Annotated in this window: 16 protein-coding genes; 10 read left to right on the top strand and 6 right to left on the bottom strand. The window is 59.0% G+C overall.

Annotated elements, in window-relative coordinates:
* Positions 1-109 precede the first annotated feature (109 nt).
* The 3 genes from NJC40_RS25710 (at position 110) to NJC40_RS25700 (ending at position 2,623) form a co-directional block, all read left to right on the top strand.
* Positions 110-733 carry a glutathione S-transferase gene (locus NJC40_RS25710; protein ID WP_045481164.1) on the top strand — a complete coding sequence of 208 codons (624 nt, stop codon included), beginning with the start codon at positions 110-112 and terminating at the stop codon, positions 731-733.
* A 169-nt stretch (positions 734-902) separates the two neighbouring features.
* Entirely contained in the window at positions 903-1,835 is a 933-nt protein-coding gene (locus NJC40_RS25705; RefSeq protein WP_045481161.1) for an ABC transporter ATP-binding protein, read from the top strand.
* On the top strand, positions 1,835-2,623 hold the full coding sequence (locus NJC40_RS25700; protein ID WP_045481157.1) for an ABC transporter permease: 789 nt from the start codon (positions 1,835-1,837) through the stop codon (positions 2,621-2,623). Before NJC40_RS25705 ends, NJC40_RS25700 begins: the two co-directional genes overlap by 1 nt.
* A 19-nt stretch (positions 2,624-2,642) precedes the next feature.
* On the opposite strand, the gene NJC40_RS25695 is transcribed toward NJC40_RS25700, so the two are convergent.
* From NJC40_RS25695 to NJC40_RS25675, 5 genes are all read right to left on the bottom strand, one after another.
* Positions 2,643-3,569, bottom strand: coding sequence for a DUF6708 domain-containing protein (locus NJC40_RS25695; RefSeq protein WP_253141942.1), 927 nt, complete (start codon positions 3,567-3,569; stop codon positions 2,643-2,645).
* 203 nt (positions 3,570-3,772) lie between these two features.
* Positions 3,773-4,663 carry a DUF6708 domain-containing protein gene (locus NJC40_RS25690; protein WP_045481150.1) on the bottom strand — a complete coding sequence of 297 codons (891 nt, stop codon included), beginning with the start codon at positions 4,661-4,663 and terminating at the stop codon, positions 3,773-3,775.
* A gap of 37 nt (positions 4,664-4,700) precedes the next feature.
* Complete coding sequence (locus NJC40_RS25685; protein WP_253141944.1) at positions 4,701-7,985, bottom strand: toxin VasX; 3,285 nt, start codon at positions 7,983-7,985, stop codon at positions 4,701-4,703.
* Entirely contained in the window at positions 7,982-8,833 is an 852-nt protein-coding gene (locus NJC40_RS25680; protein WP_045481142.1) for a DUF4123 domain-containing protein, read from the bottom strand. Before NJC40_RS25680 ends, NJC40_RS25685 begins: the two co-directional genes overlap by 4 nt.
* Positions 8,830-10,845, bottom strand: a complete 2,016-nt coding sequence (locus tag NJC40_RS25675; RefSeq protein ID WP_045481139.1) for a type VI secretion system Vgr family protein — start codon at positions 10,843-10,845, stop codon at positions 8,830-8,832. Before NJC40_RS25675 ends, NJC40_RS25680 begins: the two co-directional genes overlap by 4 nt.
* 202 nt (positions 10,846-11,047) lie before the next feature.
* Between NJC40_RS25675 and NJC40_RS25670 the strand changes: the two genes are divergently transcribed.
* The 7 genes from NJC40_RS25670 (at position 11,048) to murB (ending at position 17,436) form a co-directional block, all read left to right on the top strand.
* Complete coding sequence (locus NJC40_RS25670) at positions 11,048-13,264, top strand: DNA internalization-related competence protein ComEC/Rec2 (protein ID WP_253141946.1); 2,217 nt, start codon at positions 11,048-11,050, stop codon at positions 13,262-13,264.
* 71 nt (positions 13,265-13,335) lie between these two features.
* A complete protein-coding gene (gene pocA, locus NJC40_RS25665; RefSeq protein WP_253141948.1) occupies positions 13,336-14,010 on the top strand; it encodes a flagellar polar localization protein PocA in 675 nt (224 codons plus the stop codon).
* Positions 14,007-14,438: a flagellar polar localization protein PocB gene (pocB, locus tag NJC40_RS25660; RefSeq protein WP_045481128.1), complete on the top strand. Its 432-nt coding sequence runs from the start codon at positions 14,007-14,009 to the stop codon at positions 14,436-14,438. The genes pocA and pocB overlap by 4 nt, the downstream gene beginning before the upstream one ends.
* Positions 14,438-15,433 carry a tetraacyldisaccharide 4'-kinase gene (gene lpxK / locus NJC40_RS25655; protein WP_045481125.1) on the top strand — a complete coding sequence of 332 codons (996 nt, stop codon included), beginning with the start codon at positions 14,438-14,440 and terminating at the stop codon, positions 15,431-15,433. The genes pocB and lpxK overlap by 1 nt, the downstream gene beginning before the upstream one ends.
* 11 nt (positions 15,434-15,444) lie before the next feature.
* Positions 15,445-15,630, top strand: a complete 186-nt coding sequence (locus NJC40_RS25650) for a Trm112 family protein (protein WP_045493619.1) — start codon at positions 15,445-15,447, stop codon at positions 15,628-15,630.
* Positions 15,627-16,391, top strand: coding sequence for a 3-deoxy-manno-octulosonate cytidylyltransferase (kdsB, locus tag NJC40_RS25645; protein WP_045481122.1), 765 nt, complete (start codon positions 15,627-15,629; stop codon positions 16,389-16,391). The genes NJC40_RS25650 and kdsB overlap by 4 nt, the downstream gene beginning before the upstream one ends.
* Positions 16,392-16,416: 25 nt before the next feature.
* Positions 16,417-17,436 carry a UDP-N-acetylmuramate dehydrogenase gene (murB, locus tag NJC40_RS25640; protein WP_045481119.1) on the top strand — a complete coding sequence of 340 codons (1,020 nt, stop codon included), beginning with the start codon at positions 16,417-16,419 and terminating at the stop codon, positions 17,434-17,436.
* A 106-nt stretch (positions 17,437-17,542) separates the two neighbouring features.
* Here murB and rne read toward each other — a convergent pair whose 3' ends face one another.
* Positions 17,543-20,905 (bottom strand): ribonuclease E, encoded by a 3,363-nt coding sequence (gene rne, locus NJC40_RS25635; protein WP_253141949.1) that lies wholly within the window; start codon positions 20,903-20,905, stop codon positions 17,543-17,545.
* Positions 20,906-21,149 lie beyond the last annotated feature (244 nt).

Here is a 21,149-nt window from a genome sequence, read left to right as displayed (position 1 = left end):
CGGGCCGTGTTCATAACATGGTTAGTGACCCTGCATGAGCCAGTAAGTTGCGACCGTTACAGGGTAGACTGGTCAGCGACGAATGGCGGTCATCACAGGAGGTAAGCAAATGCTCAAGATCTGGGGACGCAAGAATTCCAGCAACGTCCGCAAGGCACTGTGGATTGCAGAAGAAGTCGGAGTGCCGTACCTGAGCCAGGACGCTGGCGGTGCCTTTGGCCTGGTCGACGAGCCAGAGTACCGGGCAAAGAACCCCAACGGCCGGGTGCCGATGATTGAAGACGGCGACTTCGTGCTCTGGGAATCCAACGCCATCGTGCGCTATCTGGCCGCGCGTTACGGCGCAGCGTCAGGGCTGTATCCGGCTGATCCGCAAGTGCGCGCGCAGGCTGACAAATGGATGGACTGGACCACCTCGACGCTGGCCGAAGCCTTTAAACCGGTGTTTTGGGGCGTTGTGCGCACTGCGCCGCAAAAGCAGGATTGGGACTTCATCAACCAAAGTATCCAGACGCTGCATGGCCTGCTGGCAATCCCTGATGCCGTGCTGGCCGATCAGCCTTACCTGTCCGGTGATGCTTTTGGGATGGGCGATATTCCGCTGGGCAGCTTTGCCTACGGCTGGTTCGAGATGCCCATTGAGCGCCCTGAGCTGCCCCATTTGCAGGCCTGGTACGAGCGGCTCAAGACGCGTGCGGCTTATCGCAAGGCGGTCATGACGCCATTGACCTGAATGGCGTTAAAACTGCCGGCAGACGATCGTGTCCCGGCTCGATATTTATTATTAATGAATGTGTCTGTACTTGAGCGGTCTGTCCTAGCACCATTGCAGCATCTATTCGAGCGCCTCGTGCGCTCGTTCATAACCAGAAACTTTCTTCCTGATGGGTACGTTTTCCGCCATGAGTTCTGCTCTGTCCATTCGACAGCTCACAAAGACCTACGGCAACGGCTTCCAGGCCCTAAAGGGCATTGATCTGGACGTCGCCGAAGGTGACTTTTTCGCCTTGCTTGGCCCCAACGGCGCCGGCAAATCCACCACCATCGGCATCCTGTCGACCCTGGTCAACAAGACCAGCGGCAGCGTGAATATCTTCGGCCACGACCTGGACCGCGAACCGGCTGCGCTCAAGCGTTCGATTGGTGTCGTGCCGCAGGAATTCAACTTCAACCAGTTTGAAAAGACCTTCGACATCGTCGTCACCCAGGCCGGTTACTACGGCATCCCGGCCCGTATCGCCAAGGAACGCGCCGAGCAGTACCTGACTCAGCTGGGCCTGTGGGATAAGCGTGACGTGCCTTCGCGCTCGTTGTCTGGCGGTATGAAGCGTCGGTTGATGATTGCCCGGGCGCTGATCCACGAGCCGCGCCTGCTGATTCTCGACGAGCCGACCGCAGGCGTGGACATCGAGCTGCGTCGCTCGATGTGGACCTTTCTGACCGAATTGAACCAGAAAGGCATCACCATCATCCTTACCACGCACTATCTGGAAGAGGCCGAGCAACTGTGCCGCAACATCGGCATCATCGACCACGGTGAGATCGTGCAGAACATGGGGATGAAGCAATTGCTCAACACCCTGACCGTTGAAACCTTCGTGCTCGACCTCAAGCAGTCGTACAGCGCTGCGCCGCAACTGCCGGGTTTTGCCAGCAAGTTGATCGACAGTCATACCCTGGAAGTACAGGTCGACAAGAATATCGGCATCACCGCGCTGTTCAGCCAACTGGCCCTGCAAGGCATTGAGGTGCTGAGCCTGCGCAATAAAGCCAATCGCCTTGAGGAGTTATTTGTGTCCCTGGTGGAGAAGAACCTGGCCAAGGTGGCCCAATAATGAGTACCCAGAACAGCGAATTGCGCCCCAATCTGGTTGCCCTGAACACCATCGTCTACCGCGAAGTGCGGCGCTTCATGCGCATCTGGCCGCAGACCCTGCTGCCGCCAGCGATCACCATGGTTCTGTACTTCGTGATCTTCGGTAACCTGATCGGCCGCCAGATCGGCGACATGGGCGGCTTCAGCTACATGCAGTACATCGTGCCGGGGCTGATCATGATGTCGATCATCACCAACTCCTACGGCAACGTGGTGTCGAGCTTCTTCGGCGCCAAATTCCAGCACTCGATCGAAGAACTGATGGTCTCGCCGGTCTCCCCGCACACCATCCTCGTTGGCTACGTACTGGGCGGGGTACTGCGCGGTCTGATGGTCGGCCTGATCGTGACCCTGCTGTCGATGTTCTTCACTGACCTGCAGGTCCATCACCTGGGCGTGACCGTCGTGGTGGTGCTGCTGACCGCGACCATTTTCTCGCTACTGGGCATGGTCAACGCCGTCTTTGCCCGCAACTTCGACGACATCTCGATCATTCCGACCTTCGTGCTGACTCCGCTGACCTATCTGGGCGGCGTGTTCTACTCCATCAGCCTGCTGCCACCGTTCTGGCAGACCGTCTCGTTGGCCAACCCGGTCCTGCACATGGTCAACGCCTTCCGCTACGGCATCCTCGGCGTGTCCGACATCAGCATCAGCATCGCCATGGCGTTCATGGTCGGTGCGACCGCAGTGCTTTACCTGTTCTGCATCCGCCTGCTGGTCAGCGGACGCGGCATGCGTCAGTGACTGCTGATTGCCCGCCGGGTCATGGGACCCGGCGCGCCTCGTACTCGGCCAATGCGGCCTGAAACTCGGCGGAAGCCCTGGCCCACTGCTCCGGCGGCAGGGGCTTTGACCATTCGATGATATCGGGGTGGTCGAGGTCGGGGAGGGGATAAAGCTTCTTGCGCTCCAGATAATCGGCCAGCAGCACGTTGAAGACGAACAGGCCAAAAAAACCATCCCAGAGCAGGGTGAGGAACCAGCCTTTGCGCTTGGCGGCTTCTTTCAGGTCATTCAGGTAGCTGGCGAAGATGCCTTTGGTGCGAGTGAATCTGGATGTACCGATCGAGACCACAGCGTCGGGCCCTACTTCCATATAGGTACGGATGCATTCCCACAACGCCATAGCAGGTTCACCGCCCCCACAATAAAAACCTAGCAGGTAGTTCTGATTATCTTTCTTCACTGTTAGAGGATTATTCAGACCTATATACAGCATGCCTTGAGTGACTTTTCCTCCTTGACTCATGCTCGAAGCCTGAGTGGCCACTGCAACGACTTGCTCCCAAGGCACAAACCAGTAATCGCCGTTTTCTCTGACGACGCAAGCTTCACGTCGATGGCGATTGAAACGAACAGGGTTGGGGGACGGGCGGCGTAAGGCGGGTGCTATAAAGTAAAGGGCGATGCACAATCCAACTAACCCTGCTGCCCAAATCATCCAATATGTGTCTATGTTTAGGTATTTCAGCAGAGAACCCATTCCTAAAAAGAGCAGGAGTTGAAACCATGCAAGACGAATGGTGGCGGAAAGGGTGAAGCTTCCGATGTCCATGTATGTATCGTTCTTTCGCCAGATAATCCCTAATGAGTCCCCAGGCTTCTGGCCGGTGGGTATTGGTAATGGAGCCAAATAGTCGCTTCGGCGAAATACGGTCTTTTTGCATGTGCCTGCTTCAGGGAACGTCATGTTTTGGTCCCGGTATTGTGAGGGTTTCCTCGTAAGTGCCCAATTTGTGTAATTTCGCCTTGTTCAGCATATAGGCTTCGTGCTTGCGTAAGGGGATGGGACCATTGTTGGGGTCCATGGTAAAAGCCAAGCCGTCCTCGCCACCGATGATATGCTGGTCAGCGGACGCGGCATGCGTCAGTAACCGCTGATTGTCCGCCGGGTCATGAGACCCGGCGCGCCTCGTACTCGGCCAGCGCGACCTGAAATTCGGCAGAAGGCCTGGCCCACTGCTCCGGCGGCAGGGGTTTTGACCATTCGATGATATCGGGGTGGTCGAGGTCGGGGAGAGGATAAAGCTTCTTGCGCTCCAGATAATCGGCCAGCAGTACGTTGAAGAAGACCAGGCCAAAAAAGCCATCCCAGATCAGGGTGAGGATCCAGCCTTTGCGCTTGGCGGCTTCTTTCAGGTCATCCAGGTAGCTGGCGAAGATGCCTTTGGTGCGAGTGAATTTTCTTGAGGGTTCATGGACCGCATCGGGACCTGATTCCATGTAGGTGCGTATGTATTCCCAATAGCTTGCCGCCATTTCTTCATCTGGGCAGTTAAAGGTTAACTCGTGACAATCTTTTTCAACACGCTCTCTAGGATGTGGGCTGTCGAAACGCACATTCAGGAACCCAAGACTCATGCCGCTTCTTCTAGCGGTTTCTGAAGTGTAGTGCGCCGTGGCTATTACGCTTTCCCAAGGTATTATCCAATAGACGTCTTGTGCTCTCATAACACATATTTCTCGACGTTGGCGATTGAAGCGTACAGGTAAAGGTGTTGGTTTTTTTAAGCCTTTATAAAGAATTGGGAGTGTGGCCAGTGTTATGGCTAGACTGGTTATTAATAGCCAGGGGACGACGTTAGGTGTAAGGTTTTTTAATGCGAGTGCCAGTGACAGGTAAAGAATTGCGTTAAACCATATTAGTGTTGCGGCTGTGCCGGTGTTGTACTGGTTTATGTCAAGGAATACCTCGTTCTTCCGCCAGGCTATGTCTGAGGCGTCAGAGGGCGAGCGTCCGGTAGGTAAAGGCAGTGGGGAGAATTGAGTTATTCTAAGGGCCAATTTAAGTTCTCTGGAAGAGGTGTCTGTAGTTGTGCGCTCAGTGGAGCGGAAGCGAGCGGCGCTGGACGCCGATTCTATGAAGTCTGGCTTTGCTCAACGTAGGGGCCTCATGAGGCCTAAGTGAAATAACTCCATCTTCTGCAGTGATGGTATAGATCAGCCCAGAATCACCGCCAATAGAATGATTTATTCCCAGTAAAGACGTTATAGGGGTGCTGTATTTTATCTTTATGGAAATACTTCTAGGAAGTGAGCCCATCACAGTGTCTGTTAGGTAGCGACCCGTAAGGCGCAGGCCTTGCCCTTCGTTGGCAGGAATCCATTTGTAATGAGCTGTTTTTAACCAGTGGCTGCCCATATCTCGCATTCGGTAAGGAGGTTCGGTCAACCCTGGCGTTCCCCAGATGTCCATCCATAGCCGGTAATCAACCGGGTCGCCGATCATTGCCAGTTCCAGGTAAACGCCGTCGGGGGTGGCTCCCGGCAAGTCGATAGATAACGATTGCAGATGCGGTTTGTTACGCATCGGAAACTGACCGTCAGTAGGTACATGTGAGCTTATACTTTCGTAATTTATGCGCGGCGTATAAACTAGAGCGAGCAAGTGCTCCAGCTCTTTTTGTTGAGTCCCATGATCAAGTGGTGACCTCTCTTTAGCTCGTTGGATGGACCAGCAGCATTGGTAGAGAAAGTTCTGGAGTGGGGTTTGTTGGAAGAGCCATGTTATAAGGTAGGCTCCGCCGAGTATCGCAATTATTACGAGCAGTGGTGCGATTGCGGCACCTGCACCGGCCAATCCCGCTCCAATGGTCATTGTGCCTGCCAATATAGCTATGGTGTAGCGAGAGGCTATTAGGGTTTGAGCGGTGAACGCCAATATTTGTAAACTAACGATGTTTTTGCGTGCTTCTAGCCAAGGATCCACAATGTAGTTCGAACTATCGATTTGTTTTTTCAACGATTGAAATTCATTGACGGCTGCTCCGATTGACAAGGCTCCTATGATTGAGCTGAAAAAGGTTTGAGTCGCGGTAAAGCTTAGGCCAATTTTTAGCTGGTTGATGCCGAAACCTTTACGGATCACGCTATCGATGACAGCCACTAACGCCGCAGAAGCATAAAGCGTAGCCGAAGCTGTTTCATAGTTTCTCTGTTCATCCATCCTCTCGACCGCATTAGCCTGATTCAGATATCTGCTGGCATTCCAGATGTTCAAGGTCAAAACAATCAGCGCGGTCACGCCGCCGCTGCTCTTTACAGCTCTGCTATTAATAATCTGGGCTGCACGTCCGCTTTTGATATGGTCGCTGGTGAGTTTCGTCCAGTCCTTCAGTTCATCGACATTTTTACCAAATGCTTCTAGCGTCCGGAAGTTTTTATTGGTTACCCATCTGAATGCGATCTGGGTTTTGATATGGGTAAATATCATCAGACTCATCCATACACGGCTTATGCGGTCGAGTTCCCCCTTCAGGAGCATCACGGTAGGTGCCATGCGGTTGACCAAGGTTACCCAGCGACTGTTGCTTTCCGTGCGCTGCATGAACGTCAGTATTGATCTGGTTGATGCCCCCAATATTCCGGATAAGCCAGCCTGAATATTGCTTCGATTTTCGTCTCCAAGCGCTACAAGTACTTCTCCTAAACGAGTTTCAGAGTTCAAGGCCATTTCCAGGCTGGGGCTCCAGGAAAAGAACAGTTGGCGCAATGCACCCTTGTCCTGGCTACGCACATACTCTGCGAACTGTTCTGCGCCCTGGCTGTAATTACATTGTTCGGAAAGGCAGGCGGCGGCCAGCTGGTCCAGCCAATTACGATAATTAATGTCGTCGTAATCGACGAACCAAGTACCACTCTCGTGACGGTAAAGAAAGATATCCCTGTCTGCATGGAGCCGTCTGTGGTGTACTTCGACGCTTTTGTAGTGGTCGGGGGCGGTCACGTCCAGCCAGTTATTCATTGTGCTCAGGTCAATATATTCTCCTATCTTGCCACTGAATTTGCCTGATCTTTGATTGTGACTCTTATGTTGTCTATAAACACGAGTCTCTATTTCCACATCTTTTTGTAGCTTTACAGGGATGAAATTGTTCACTGGTTTTTTTAACAGGCTGATTTCTTCCTTGAGGCTGGCGAGTTTCTGCTTGCCTTCCGGGGTGATCAATACAGCACTGGCGTTTGCGAGTCGTGATTCTTCGAAGCGAAGAGGATCCAGGCGCTCATGGATTTTTAAGAGCGTATTTCCTTGTTCCGGGGTTATTTTTAGCTTCTCCTCCTTAAAACGATAATTGATCCGATCCGCCAGCTCCGCCCCATCCTCTGTCATCAGGCTGCGGATGAATCCACCCACGGTCAGACGAATCTGGTTGTCGCTGACCCACTGTTGGTGGGCGTCTTCGAACTGACTCTGGTCCCGATCAATATCACGCAACACACCCAAGTCATCATCCAGACAGGCAAACACTGCCCAGCACTCAGCGGCTTCTTGTCGTGCGCTGTCCAGCCATTTTCGGGTGTGCAGAGGCTGCCATGCTGCGGCGCTCCACTGGCCTGGAGCGGGGCGGCCCTGAGGTGCGTCAGCGTGCTTGGAGGCGATGCGGTCACGCTCGCCGACCCAATACATGGCATCCGTCCAAGCCTTGCTGGTCTCAGCGGTCGGGTTGGCAAACATCTGTTCCTTGAGCTGTTCTGCCTTCTTGTACTCGGCATCACCATTGAGCTGGTGATCACTGACCACGCCCCAGTGGTAGGTTTGCGGCATGAGTTCGGCAATGACCTGTTCTGCTGCCTCCAGTGGTGGGCAATGGGCGGCGCTCAAGTGGCTGGCAACCTGTGGTAAATCCAGCCGACGCATGCGTTTCTGGCGGGTGCCGGGGTCATTCAGTGCTTCGCAACTCCGGGCATTGAGCGGGTACTCGGCATACATCAGCCAGGCAGGCGAATGTTTGTCCAGCGCAAGTCCCGTAAGGCTGCCGTTAAGGGTGATGGTGTCATCATCGGTCAGCGGTTGCGGTTCGAGCATGCCTTGCGGGCAGATTGCAAAGCGTTGCAGCGGGCCGGGGCTTTGCCACAGGTAGAGAAAACCTTCGCGTAGCCGGCGCAGCGCCATGGGGTGGCTCTGCGGCTCGACGCCGGGCTGGCAACTGGCATGGTCGGCCGGGTACTCCGCCAGGGCGTAACGTGTCGGTACGACGAAGAGCTTGCCCTGGCTGGCCGGGCAGCTTGCAACCAGGCTGTCTATATCCTGACGAGGGCGTTGCCCGGCAGCCCGTTCGGCCTGGCTCAGGTTCAGCAGTGCGGATGAAGAGGATTTGTCGGTCATGTCTTTGCTTGCGCCGTGCGGGTCAGCTGCAGGGTCAATTCTTCAAGCAGCGCATCCAGGCGTTGCTGGGGGCTGGAGCTGGGTGCTTCAAGGATCTGGCGGTATGCCTGGTGCGCAGGTGCCGCAGGAAAATCAGGGCCTAGATGGGCATAGAGGCTGACCCAGCGAGTGACCTGGTCATCCGTGCCATAGCCATGGCGGGCGGCACTGAGCCTGCATGCCTTTGCCCATGCACGATGCGCGGTGGTGTCCATGCCGGCCAAAGCGAAGGGGAAGTAGCGGCGGCAATGGTCAATCAAGTGTTGATCGAACTGCTGGCGTTGCACCTGGCCAAGGACATCGAGCTGTTCTGCGCTCAGGTGCAGCCAGGGTTTTGGCTGGTAACGCTGGCTGTCTGCTGCAGTTTCGCTGCGGTTGATCAGCAGTTCGTTGTTGTCATCGTCGGGCAGGCGGATCAATTGCACGGGGCCCATGAGACGGTCTTGTTCGAACGTTTGCAGGTCTGCCAGCCACAGGCGGGTAATACGTGGGTCGTAATAGCGGAATAACACTGTCACGTCGCCGTCGAGGTTGACATGTACCAGGCTGCGCAGGTGATCCAGCAGCTCGGTTTCGCTGGCCTCGGTTTCAAGCCAGATTCCTGCTCGCGAGCGCCACTGCGTGTGGAACAGGTCTGCAAGCTTGCTGCCAGCGACTACGGGAACCAGTAGCGGGCCGCAGTCGGCCAGCTCGGCATAGGCTGTGTTCAGGTACAGCGGATGGCATGCCATGAACTCGCCAACCTGTAATAAGTGTTGATCCAGACCGTCGATCTGCGCGCTGTCCAGAAGCAGGTAGGAACGCCTCATGCATTGCGCTCCTTGAGTTTGTGGCACACAGCACATACAGGAGCAGCCTTGCCTGCAGCGCTGCGCAATGCCTGTTTCTGTACATTGAGGGTCAGGTTTTGCAGTGCTGTCAGCGGTGCGGGCTGCGCCGCTAACGCCGGTGCGCCGGGTAGCGGGACGCCGCCGGGCAGGATTGGGCTGCTACTGAAAATACCGCCAGCGCCGAGTAGCAAGTGCTGGCCGCCGGCCTTGAGGGTGATGCTGGCGCCGCCGTCGATAATCAGGTGCGCGCCGGATTTGATATGCACCTGCTGGCCAGCCTCAACTGTCAGAATCTGGCCGACCCGAACATGGCGGTTCTGGTCAGCCTGCAGATAATCGTCGGCTTTGATTTGTGTCTTGCGGTCGGCGTTGACCGTGCGCTGTTCTTCACCTTCCAGCACGCTGATGCTGTTACCTTTGATGGTTTCCTGCCGGTCGTTGCCCACCTCGAGGCGGCTGTCGTGGTTGATCTTCTGTTCCATGTCACGCTGGGCGCGCAGGTAGATCAGTTCCTGGCCGGCCAGGTCTTCGATATGTAGCTCGCTGAAACCGCCATTGTGCGGTGTGCTGTGGCTGCGCAGCACGCTACGGGTCTTGCGCTCGGGCAGTGGGTAGGGCGGCATGTTGAGGTTGTTGGGCAGGCAGCCACTGACAATCGGGTGGTCCGGGTCGCCTTCGAGAAAGCTCACCAACACTTCCATGCCGACCCGAGGGAGGACCGTTGCGCCAAATGTATCGCCAGCCCAACTGGAGGCTACTCGCAGCCAGCAACTGCTGAACTCGCCCGCTTGGTCGTTCCGGTCCCAATGGAACTGCACCTTGATTCGCCCGTATTCATCACAATGAACATCATGGTTGTCAGGGCCTGTTACCCGGGCAGTCTGGCTGCCGGCAATTTTGGGTCGGCTGTGGGGCAGCGGTGGACGAAAGAACGTGTCCGAGGGTGTTGCCGTAAAACGGTTTCGATAGCCTTCTACCATACCGTCGACTTTGCGTGCGGCTTCTTCAAGTACCTGCGGCTGGTAGCCCTGATGCTCAAGCCGGGTCAGTAGCCAGGTATCGTTCCACTCCGTGCGGGGGTGATCGGTGAGTGCTACGAAATGCCCGCTGACCAGGCCGGGATGGTCACTCTCGCCATCTGCCTGACGGTAGTCTGCCCGGCGGCTTTCCAGCGCCCGCTGGGTCAAGGGTTTGCCGCGTTCTTCACCCGTGAAGCGCCCTGGCCAGCGATAGTCTTCCAGATTCGGCTGGATGATCTGCGGGTCGGGACCTGCCTGATATTCCAGACGCCGGCCGGCTTTGCGGAAGTCATAGTCACGGCGTGTGGTGCGGGCGGTGCGTGCTTCCAGGCGCACACCCAGACGCCGGACCACCTGCGTTTCGGCTTGCAGGCCTGCGACCGGTTGGTAGCGCAGCTCGAAACCCAGTTTGCGAAACATCGCCTGGTGGTCGGCGAACACCAGAATGTGCATATCCCGGCTGTGCTCGAAGTGGTAGTGCAGGCCTTCTTCCGCGCACAGGCGCTGGATGAATTGCAGATCGCTTTCGCCATATTGCACGCAATATTCGCGAGGCTTGTATTTCATGGTGAGCCGGAATTGGCAGGTATCGCTGAACAGCCCATGCTCTTTGAGGATCTGCTCAATGATTTGTTGAACTGAGCGGGCCTGGAAGATGCGGTGGTTGATACGGTATTGCAGATAGCTCAGACGAGGCACCAGAGTCAGTCTGTAATGTGTCAGGCGCATGCCGCTGATGCCTTGCTCGACCCGCTGGATCTGGCCGTGAATGCCTGCGCCCTGGCTGTTGAAAGCCAGAAAGACCATCTGATGCAGCAATGCGTCCAGATCCAGTTGCGGGTCTTCGCTGACCGCTTCGATATTGAATCGATAGGGCATGCTGATGGCTTCTTCGCCGCTAAACGAAAGCACTTGCAGGTCGTGCTGCGGATTCTTGAGGTGCAGGCTCAATGGCTGATCTGTGGCATGCATCTGCTGTTACCCGTTCAAGGCGCCAAAGTTGAAACCCTACCAAGCGGCCACACGGAAAAATGCAGGATGCTTCTGCGGTATTTGTAGGAAGTCGGTGCACGACTGAGCGAACATTCGCCGGTCAAATCCCGCAATACTCTGCGCCTGCACCCCCTCACTGATTTGCCCATCCTCAAGACCTTTTTGCCCTTGAGGATTCACCATGCGTACTGCGCTGGTCGCACTGGCGCTGGGCTTGCTGACCCTGCGCTTTTTGCCGGCCCTGCCGCCTGGCTGGCTATTGCTGCTGATGCCGGTGCTGGCCCTGATGCTATTGCCCTGGCGCACTTATCCTGTTGCGTTATGGCTGCTGGGGTTCAGCTTGGCCTGTTTTTCGGCCAAGAATGCCTTGGATGACCGGCTGCTGCCGCGTCTGGATGGCGGTACGCTATGGCTGGAAGCGCGGGTGGTGGGGCTGCCGAGTGCGAACGATGGTGTGACGCGTTTTGAGCTGGATCAGCCGCAGTCGCGACGTGCCCGTTTGCCGCAACGTATCCGGGTGAGCTGGTATGGCGGGCCGCCGGTGGCCAGTGGCGAGCGTTGGCGACTGGCGGTCAAGTTGCGGCGGCCGGACGGGTTGGTCAATCCAGGCGCCTTTGATTATCAGGCCTGGCTGTTGGCACAGCGTATTGGTGCGACCGGGACAGTGCTCGATGGTCAGCGTCTGGCACCTGCCCGTGCCGCCTGGCGTGATGCTATCCGCCAGCGTTTGCTGGCCGTTGATGCACAAGGCCGTGAAGGCGCTCTGGCGGCCCTGGTGCTGGGCGATGGTTCAGGGCTGTCACGGGATGACTGGCAGATACTGCAAGAAACCGGCACGGTGCATTTGCTGGTGATTTCCGGGCAGCATGTCGGTTTGCTGGCGGGCGCGGTGTATCTGTTGATTGCTGCGCTGGCGCGCCGGGGGCTGTGGCCTGCGGCCTTGCCCTGGTTACCTTGGGCGTGTGGGCTGGCCTTTGTTGCCGCGCTGGGCTATGGCCTGCTTGCCGGTTTCGAGGTGCCGGTGCGGCGTGCCTGTGTAATGGTCGGGATGGTGCTGCTCTGGCGCTTGCGCTTTCGGCATCTTGGTCTGCTCTGGCCCTGGCTGGTGTCGCTGAATCTGGTGCTGATCTTCGAGCCGCTGGCCAGTCTGCAAGCGGGCTTCTGGTTGTCATTTGCGGCAGTGGCGGTGCTGATTCTGGTTTTCGCCGGCCGTTTGGGGAGCTGGCGCTGGTGGCAGGCCTGGAGCCGTGCCCAATGGCTGATCGCAATCGGTCTGCTGCCTTTTCTGATTGTGCTTGAGCTGCCGGTCAGCCTCAGTGCGCCGCTGGCCAATCTGCTGGCAGTGCCCTGGGTCAGTCTGGTGGTGTTGCCGCTGGCGTTGCTCGGTACTTTGCTGCTGCCTGTGCCTTGGTTGGGGGCGAGCCTGCTATGGCTGGCCGGGGGCAGCATGCAATTGCTGTTTGTTGCGCTGGGCTGGGTTGCCGCCTGGCTGCCGGCCTGGTTGCCGGAGGCCTTGCCGCTCTGGGTGTGGTTGCTGTGTCTGCTGGGGGCTGTGCTGTTGTTGCTGCCAGCCGGTGTGCCACTGCGACCGTTGGGTTGGCCTTTATTATTACTCTGTGTGTTTGTACCCAGACAACCGATTGCGCCGGGTCAGGCTGAGGTGTTGCAACTGGATGTCGGCCAGGGGCTGGCGATCCTGATACGCACCCGCCATCACAACCTGCTGTATGACGCAGGCCCTGCCTCGGGTGAGTTTGACCTGGGCGAGCGGGTGGTGGTGCCGGTGTTGCGCAAGGCCGGCGTGCGCCGCCTCGACACGCTGGTAATCAGTCATGCACATGCCGATCATGCCGGTGGCGCCCTGGCGGTGCAGCGCAGTGTGCCGGTTGAGCGGGTACTTGGCGGCGAGCCCGAGGCAATGCACGCATCGCTACACGCGCAGCCGTGCCGCACCGGCGAGCGCTGGGAGTGGGACGGCGTGCGTTTCCAGACCTGGCGTTGGGATAAGGCCTACAACAGCAACGAGGCGTCGTGTGTGTTGATGATCGATGCCAGCGGTGAGCGGCTGCTGTTGACCGGTGATATTGAAGCCGGGGCTGAGTGGGCGATTCGCCAGGCTGACTTCGACCTGCGTGCCCGCTGGCTTCAGGCACCGCATCATGGCAGCCGCACCTCGTCTTCAGCGCCTTTGTTGCGCCGGGTAATGCCTGAAGGCGTGCTGATTTCCCGTGGCCGCAATAACAGCTTCGGCCATCCGCACCCGATAGTGGTTGCGCGCTATCGGGCGCTGGGCATCGATATTCACGACAGCGCCGGGCAAGGCGCGATCAGTTGGCGTCTGGGAGCGTTCGAGCAACCGCGGGGTGAACGTGAAAACCGGCGTTTCTGGCGAGATTGACCGGCAATCTCAAGCACCCTCTTTCGACCCTATGTTAAAGTGGCGCCAATTTTTTCAAGGGAGTCGGCACTGTGTGGGAACTGGTCAAATCCGGCGGCTGGATGATGCTGCCGATCATACTGAGTTCGATTGTCGCGGCCGGCATCGTCATTGAACGTCTCTGGACCTTGCGTGCCAGCCGAATCACCCCGCCACACTTGCTCGGGCAGGTCTGGCAGTGGATTCAGGAAAACAAGCTCGACGGCGAAAAGCTCAAGCAATTGCGCGCTGATTCGCCGCTGGGCGAGATTCTCGCCGCTGGCCTGGCCAACTCCCGGCATGGTCGCGAGATCATGAAAGAAAGCATCGAAGAGGCTGCGTCGCGGGTGATCCATGAGCTGGAGCGCTACCTCGCGGCACTCGGGTCGGTGGCGGCCATGGCGCCATTGCTCGGCCTGCTCGGTACTGTACTGGGCATGATCGACATCTTCGCTTCGTTCAATTCAGCCGGTAATACCGGCAATGCCGTGGTGTTGGCCGGTGGTATTTCCAAGGCGCTGATCTGTACTGCCTCGGGCCTGATGGTGGCGATCCCGGCGATTTTCTTCCATCGCTACCTGCAAAGCCGGGTCGATGAGCTGGTGGTTGGCATGGAGCAGCAGGCGATTCGTCTGGTTGAAGTGGTGCAGGGCGACCGTGAGGTAGACCTGGTCGACGCACCGGTCGATCTCAAGTCCCTTGCCAGGACCGGAGGCAAGCGCAAGTGAAGTTTCGCCGCCGCAAGCAGCGCGACAATATCGATATCAATCTGGTAGCGCTGATTGATGTGGTGTTCATTTTGCTGCTGTTTTTCATCCTGACCACCACCTTCACCCGTGAAACCCAACTGCGTGTCGATCTGCCCCAGGCCGTGACCGGTGCGTCCAATGACGATGCCGCACGCAAGCAGGTGGATATCGCGATCAATGCCGACGGCATCTTTTCGGTCAATAACCAGTTGTTGCCGCGTAACGATCTGGACAGCCTGATCGAAGCCGTGCAGCGCGAGTCCGGTGGTGATAACAGCCTGCCGCTGTCGATCAGTGCCGACGGCAAGACACCGCATCAGTCGGTGATTACCGCCATGGATGCCGCCGGAAAACTGGGTTTCAGCCATTTGCGCATGACCACGGTCGAAACCACGCAGGCTAACTGATGGCGCTTTCCGACCGGTTGCTCGCCGCCTGGTATCAAGGCCATCCGGCACTGTCCTTGCTGCGCCCCCTTGAGCTGTTGTACCGCCGGGTGGTCAACCGCAAACGGGCGCGCTTTCTGGCCGGGGAGGGCGGCATCTATCGGGCCTCGGTGCCGGTGGTCGTAGTAGGCAATATCACCGTGGGCGGCACTGGCAAGACGCCGATGATCCTCTGGTTGATCGAACACTGCCGGCAACGCGGCCTGCGGGTCGGAGTGGTCAGCCGTGGTTATGGTGCCACACCGCCGAGCCTGCCGTGGCGGGTGCGCGCCGAACAAAGCGCTGCCCAGGCCGGTGACGAACCCTTGCTGATCGTGCAGCGCAGCGGCGTGCCGCTGGTGATCGACCCTGATCGCGGCCGCGCCGTGCAGGCCTTGCTCGACACTGAGCCGCTGGACCTGATTCTGTCTGACGATGGCTTGCAGCATTATCGGCTCGCCCGTGATCTGGAGTTGGTGCTGATCGATGCCGCTCGTGGGCTTGGCAATCGTCGTTGCCTGCCGGCCGGGCCCTTGCGCGAGCCTGTCGAGCGCCTGCAAAGCGTCGATGCGCTGCTGTACAACGGCGCGCAGGCTGATCGCGAAGATGGCTTTGGCTTTACTCTGCAGCCTTCGGCGCTGGTCAATCTGCGCAGCGGCCAGCGAGTCGGTGTCGAGCATTTTGCCGCGGGTCAGGCCGTGCATGCGGTGGCCGGGATTGGCAACCCGCAGCGTTTTTTCACGACGCTTGAAGGGCTAAACTGGCGACCGGTGCCGCATGCCTTCGCCGATCATGCGGTGTTCACTGCTGAAGCGCTTGATTTCAGTCCCGCGCTGCCGTTGGTCATGACCGAGAAGGACGCCGTGAAATGCCGCGCCTTCGCTGCCGCCGACTGGTGGTATCTGGCCGTGGACGCTCAGCCGTCCACGGCGTTCGTCAGCTGGTTCGATGACTGGCTGGCACGTCTTAATCACTAATGGGAGCCATCATGGATACCAAACTGCTCGACATCCTCGCATGCCCGATCTGCAAAGGCCCCTTGAAACTCAGCGACGACAAGTCCGAGCTGATCAGCAAGGGCGCCGGCCTGGCTTATCCGATTCGCGATGGCATCCCGGTAATGCTCGAAAGCGAAGCCCGGACCCTGACCGCCGAGGAGCGCCTGGATAAATGAGCACTGCCTTCACTGTCGTGATTCCGGCGCGTTTCGGCTCCAGCCGTTTCCCTGGCAAACCGCTCAAGGTGATTGCCGGTAAACCGATGGTGCAGCATGTCTGGGAACAGGCACGTAAAAGCAGCGCCAGCCGTGTGGTGGTGGCCACCGACGATGCGCGCATCGTTGCGGCGTGCCAGGGCTTTGGTGCCGAAGTGCTGCTGACCCGCGACGATCATAACTCCGGCACTGACCGTCTGGCCGAAGTGGCCACTCAGTTGGGGTTGGCGGCTGACGCCATTGTGGTCAATGTGCAGGGCGACGAGCCGATGATCCCGCCGGCGATCATTGATCAGGTGGCAGCCAACCTGGCAGCCCATCCCGAGGCCGGGATCTCGACACTGGCCGAGCCGATTGATGACGTCGCGGCGTTGTTCAACCCGAACGTGGTCAAGGTCGTGACCGACATCAATGGTCTGGCGCTGACCTTCAGTCGTGCGCCATTGCCCTGGGCGCGTGATGCCCTGGCGGTCAGTCGCGACGTGCTGCCGGCAGGCGTGCCTTATCGTCGGCATATCGGCATCTACGCCTACCGTGCAGGTTTTCTGCACGACTTCGTGGCCTGGGGGCCGTGCTGGCTGGAAAACACCGAGTCGCTTGAGCAGCTTCGCGCACTTTGGCACGGGGTGCGAATTCATGTGGCTGATGCGCTGGAGGCGCCGCCGGCAGGCGTGGATACGCCTGAAGACCTGGAGCGCGTAAAGCGCCTGCTGGAGGCATGATGGGCCGTCTGTCGAGGGCTGGCGCATGAGCCTGGATGTACATCGGCAAGTCTCTCTCAAGCCATTCAACACCTTCGGGGTCGATGTCCGCGCCAGCCTGTTCGCACAAGCGCATAGCGATGACGATGTTCGTCAGGCCTTGGCGCTGGCCGTCGAGCGACAACTGCCACTGCTGGTGATCGGCGGTGGCAGCAACCTGTTGCTGGCCGGTGATGTCGAACGTTTGGTGCTGCGCATGGCCAGTCGTGGCGTGCGCGTTGTGCAGGATGACGGGGAGCGTGTCATGGTCGAGGCTGAGGCCGGCGAGCCTTGGCATCCTTTCGTGTTGCAGTGCCTGGAGATGGGGTTGGTGGGGTTGGAAAACCTCAGTCTGATCCCGGGCACGGTCGGTGCGGCGCCGATGCAGAACATCGGTGCCTACGGCGTCGAGATCAAGGATGTATTCCACAGCCTGGTCGCCCTGGAGCGGGAAACCGGTGAGCTGCGTGAGTTCTTTCTCGATGACTGCGCCTTTGGTTACCGTGACAGCCTGTTCAAGCAGCAGGCCGGGCGCTGGATCATCCTGCGGGTGCGTTTTGCGCTCAGTCGTCAGGCGCCGCTGCACCTGGAATATGGCCCGGTGCGTCAGCGCTTGAGCGAGCAGGGGATAGAACAGCCCACAGCACTGGATGTCAGTCGCGCGATCTGTGCCATTCGCAGTGAAAAGCTTCCGGACCCGGCCGTGCTGGCCAACGCCGGCAGTTTTTTCAAAAACCCGGTGATTGCGGCTGACCAGGCTGACGCTCTGAAACAGCGTTATCCGCAGCTGGTGGCCTACCCGCAAACTGACGGGCGGGTGAAGCTGGCCGCGGGCTGGCTGATCGAACAGGCCGGCTGGAAGGGCTTTCGTGAGGGGGATGCAGGTGTGCATCGCTTGCAGGCGCTGGTGCTGGTCAACTATGGCCAGGCCAGCGGTCTTGAGCTATTGAGGCTGGCGCAGCGTATCCAGGCGGATGTGCTTGAGCGCTTTGGCGTTGAGCTGGAGATGGAGCCTAACCTGTACTGACCGGTATTACCCTGTAAGAGCCGCCGGGCGGCTCCTGCAGGGATAACTCAACAGCCATAAAAAAGCCCCGCCTGTTTTGCAGGCGGGGCTTTTTTACATCAGCAGATCAGACCAGCGGTTTGCTTTCGCGAGTCTGTTCTTCAGTTGAGGTTTCAGGTTGGGTAGCGGTTTGTTCAACCACTGCCTCGGCCTGTACCTGGGCTGGAGCAGGCTCGCTCACGGGCTCTGCTGCGGCAGCAACCACCTCGGCTTCAGGTGCTTGTGCCGGTGCGGCAGCCGCAGTCGCTTCAGCTTCGGCTTGCAGGCGGCGACGCTCCTCTTCCTCGCGTTTGCGGCGACGCACTTCGCGAGGATCGTTAGGTGCACGACCCGAGCTGGCAACAGCTACAGCCGGTGTCTCTTCTACAACCGGGACGACCACAGGGGCTGGCTCGGCTGCTGGCTCAACGACTGGCTCGGGCTCGACAACGGCGACTGGCTCGACGACCGGCGCGACGTAAGGCGCAGGCTCTGGCTCGGCAGCAGGTGCCTCGACAACCGGGAGGCTCAGTTCGGCAGACTCGCTGACTGGCGCTGCTGGTGCTTTCTCAAGCTCAATCACCGGCTCCGGAACAGGCTCTGGCGTCGGGGTGAAGTCAGCAGCCGGTTTGTTGTCGGCCACGATCAGTGGCTCGGCAGCGGTTTCGCTGGCCAGCTCAACTTCTGGCGCCGCTACAGCGACGACTGGCTCGCTGCTTTCGACGGCAGGTGTTTCGACGGCCGGGGCAGGTGCTTGAACAACGGCTTCGCTGGTAACGGTCGGTGCATCGGCGACAGGCGTTTCAACTGCGTCAGCAGGTGTTGGTGCTGGTGCAGCCTGGCTGTCGGTCGACGCCTGGGCCTGTTCGGCCTGACGATTGGCCTCGGCTTCGGCAGGTGCGCTGATCACGCCGCCAGCGACGGCGGCAGTGACCACCAGGCCGGCCGCCAGAGCATTGCTGTTGTCGGTTTCGCCAGACTCTTCGCCATCAGCGATTTCCACGCCATTGGCATCGCGTTGGCGCTCACGACGGTTGCTGCGACGACGCTGGCCACGCGAGCGGCGACGTGGACGTTCGCCTTCGGCGCCATCCTGCTCGTCATGGGCTTGCTCTTCGCTGTTGAGCGTTTCATCTTCAGCGGTTTCAGTGGCTTGCTCATTGCGAGGCTGGCGCTCTTCACGCGGGGCGCGCGGTTGACGCTCTTCGCGAGGCGCGCGCTCTTCACGCGGAGCACGTTCTTCGCGAGGTGCGCGTTCTTCCTGGGCAACGGCTGGCTGGCCGGCAGCGGCTTCGGCAGCCGGTGCGGCATCCAGTGGTTCGCGCAGTTCACGGACGCGCTCTTCGCGTGGCTTGCGCTCGCGAGGCTGACGTTCTTCGCGAGGTGGGCGTGGCTGACGTTCTTCGCGTGTGCCGGACTCGTCACGGGCTTCGCGCAGTTCGCGTGGCGCGCGTTCTTCACGTGGGGCGCGTTCTTCACGCGGTGCACGCTCTTCGCGAGGTGCGCGTTCTTCACGCTGGGCACGTTCTTCACGTGGTGCGCGCTCTTCGCGAGGTACGCGTTCTTCACGTGGGGTACGTTCGCCACGTTCTTCACGCGGTTTGCGCTCTTCGTCGCGGCGGTTGTTGCGGCCACGGCTTTGCTGGCGACCGTTGCGGCGCTCTTCGTTGCGCGCAGGGCGCTCGGAAACGGCTGGTTTTTCAGCAGCAACCGGGGCAACCGGCTCGGGCTTGCTGGTAGCGAACAGGCTGACCAGCGACTTCACCAGGCCTTTGAACAGGCTTGGCTCGTGGGCTGGCGTCGGAGCGACCGGAGCCGCTACCGGGGCTGCCGCTTCGGCAGGTACTGGAGCATTGGCGCGAGCCGGAGCGGTTTTGACCGCAGCTTCCTGGCGAACCAGGGTGCGGGTGGCGCTGGCCTGTGGCGCGACGTCTTCGATCTCGGCCGCTTCGGCGGCGATTTCGTAGCTGGTTTTGTGCGTGCTGGCATCCGGATTGTCATCACGCAGGCGCTGCACTTCGAAGTGTGGCGTTTCGAGGTGATCGGTCGGCAGGATGATGATGCGGGCACGGGTACGCAGTTCGATCTTGGTGATCGAGTTGCGTTTTTCGTTGAGCAGGAATGCTGCGACCGGGATTGGCACCTGGGCGCGCACTTCAGCAGTACGGTCCTTGAGCGCTTCTTCTTCAATCAGGCGCAGGATGGCCAGCGACAGCGATTCGACGTCACGGATAATGCCGGTGCCGTTGCAGCGCGGGCAGACGATGCCGCTGCTTTCGCCCAGCGACGGACGCAGCCGCTGACGGGACATTTCCAGCAGGCCGAAGCGCGAAATACGACCGACCTGAACGCGGGCGCGGTCGGCTTCAAGGCACTCACGGACTTTCTCTTCGACGGCACGCTGGTTCTTGGCCGGGGTCATGTCGATGAAGTCGATTACGATCAGGCCGCCGATATCACGCAAGCGCAACTGGCGAGCGATTTCTTCAGCCGCTTCCAGGTTGGTCTGCAGGGCGGTTTCTTCGATGTCGCTGCCTTTGGTGGCGCGTGCCGAGTTGATGTCGATCGATACCAGAGCTTCAGTCGGGTCGATAACGATCGAACCGCCCGATGGCAGTTCGACCACGCGCTGGAAGGCGGTTTCGATCTGGCTTTCGATCTGGAAACGGTTGAACAGCGGTACGCTGTCTTCGTACAGCTTGATCTTGCTGGCGTACTGCGGCATAACCTGGCGGATGAAGGTCAGGGCTTCTTCCTGGGCTTCGACGCTGTCGATCAGGACTTCACCGATGTCCTGGCGCAGGTAGTCGCGGATGGCGCGGATGATAACGTTACTTTCCTGGTAGATCAGGAAGGGCGCGGCGCGATCCAGGGACGCTTCCTTGATGGCGGTCCACAGTTGCAGCAGGTAGTCCAGGTCCCACTGCATTTCTTCGCTGCTGCGGCCAAGGCCGGCAGTGCGCACGATCAGGCCCATGTCGGCAGGGGCGATCAGGCCATTGAGGGCTTCACGCAGTTCATTGCGCTCTTCGCCTTCGATACGGCGCGAGATACCGCCTGCGCGCGGGTTGTTGGGCATCAGCACCAGATAACGGCCGGCCAGGCTGATGAAGGTGGTCAGGGCGGCGCCCTTGTTGCCACGTTCTTCTTTCTCGACCTGAACGATGACTTCCTGGCCTTCGCTCAGGACTTCCTTGATATTGACCCGGCCTTCAGGGGCCTTCTTGAAGTATTCGCGGGAGATTTCTTTCAGGGGCAGGAAGCCGTGACGCTCAGAGCCGAAATCGACAAAGGCAGCCTCAAGGCTTGGCTCGATGCGAGTGATACGGCCTTTATAGATATTGGCCTTCTTCTGCTCGCGGGCACCGGACTCGATGTCCAGGTCGTAGAGGCGTTGGCCGTCTACCAGTGCAACACGCAACTCTTCGGGTTGAGTTGCGTTAATCAGCATTCTTTTCATGTAGTACCGTCGGTTTCCGGGGCTGCCGGAAACGGCGTTCGGCACACACGACTTCTCACGGTCGGTGTCAGAGCACGTCAGGAGCGTGGGGACGCTCCAGTGTCCAGCGAGGTTCTTCAGCCAGTGGGGCTGAAGAGTCGCGACGACGTTCCTGCTTGCTGTGGTGACAGATGACACCCAGTCAGCAAAAGCTTTGATCAGGAGGAGGAATCGGCCATCGGGAGCGGACGCGATG

Origin of the sequence: Pseudomonas sp. 21LCFQ02 (assembly GCF_024129895.2) — a bacterium.
Lineage (GTDB): Bacteria > Pseudomonadota > Gammaproteobacteria > Pseudomonadales > Pseudomonadaceae > Aquipseudomonas.
Note: the sequence above shows the minus strand (reverse complement) of the source record. Positions and strands in the feature narration are given on the sequence as shown.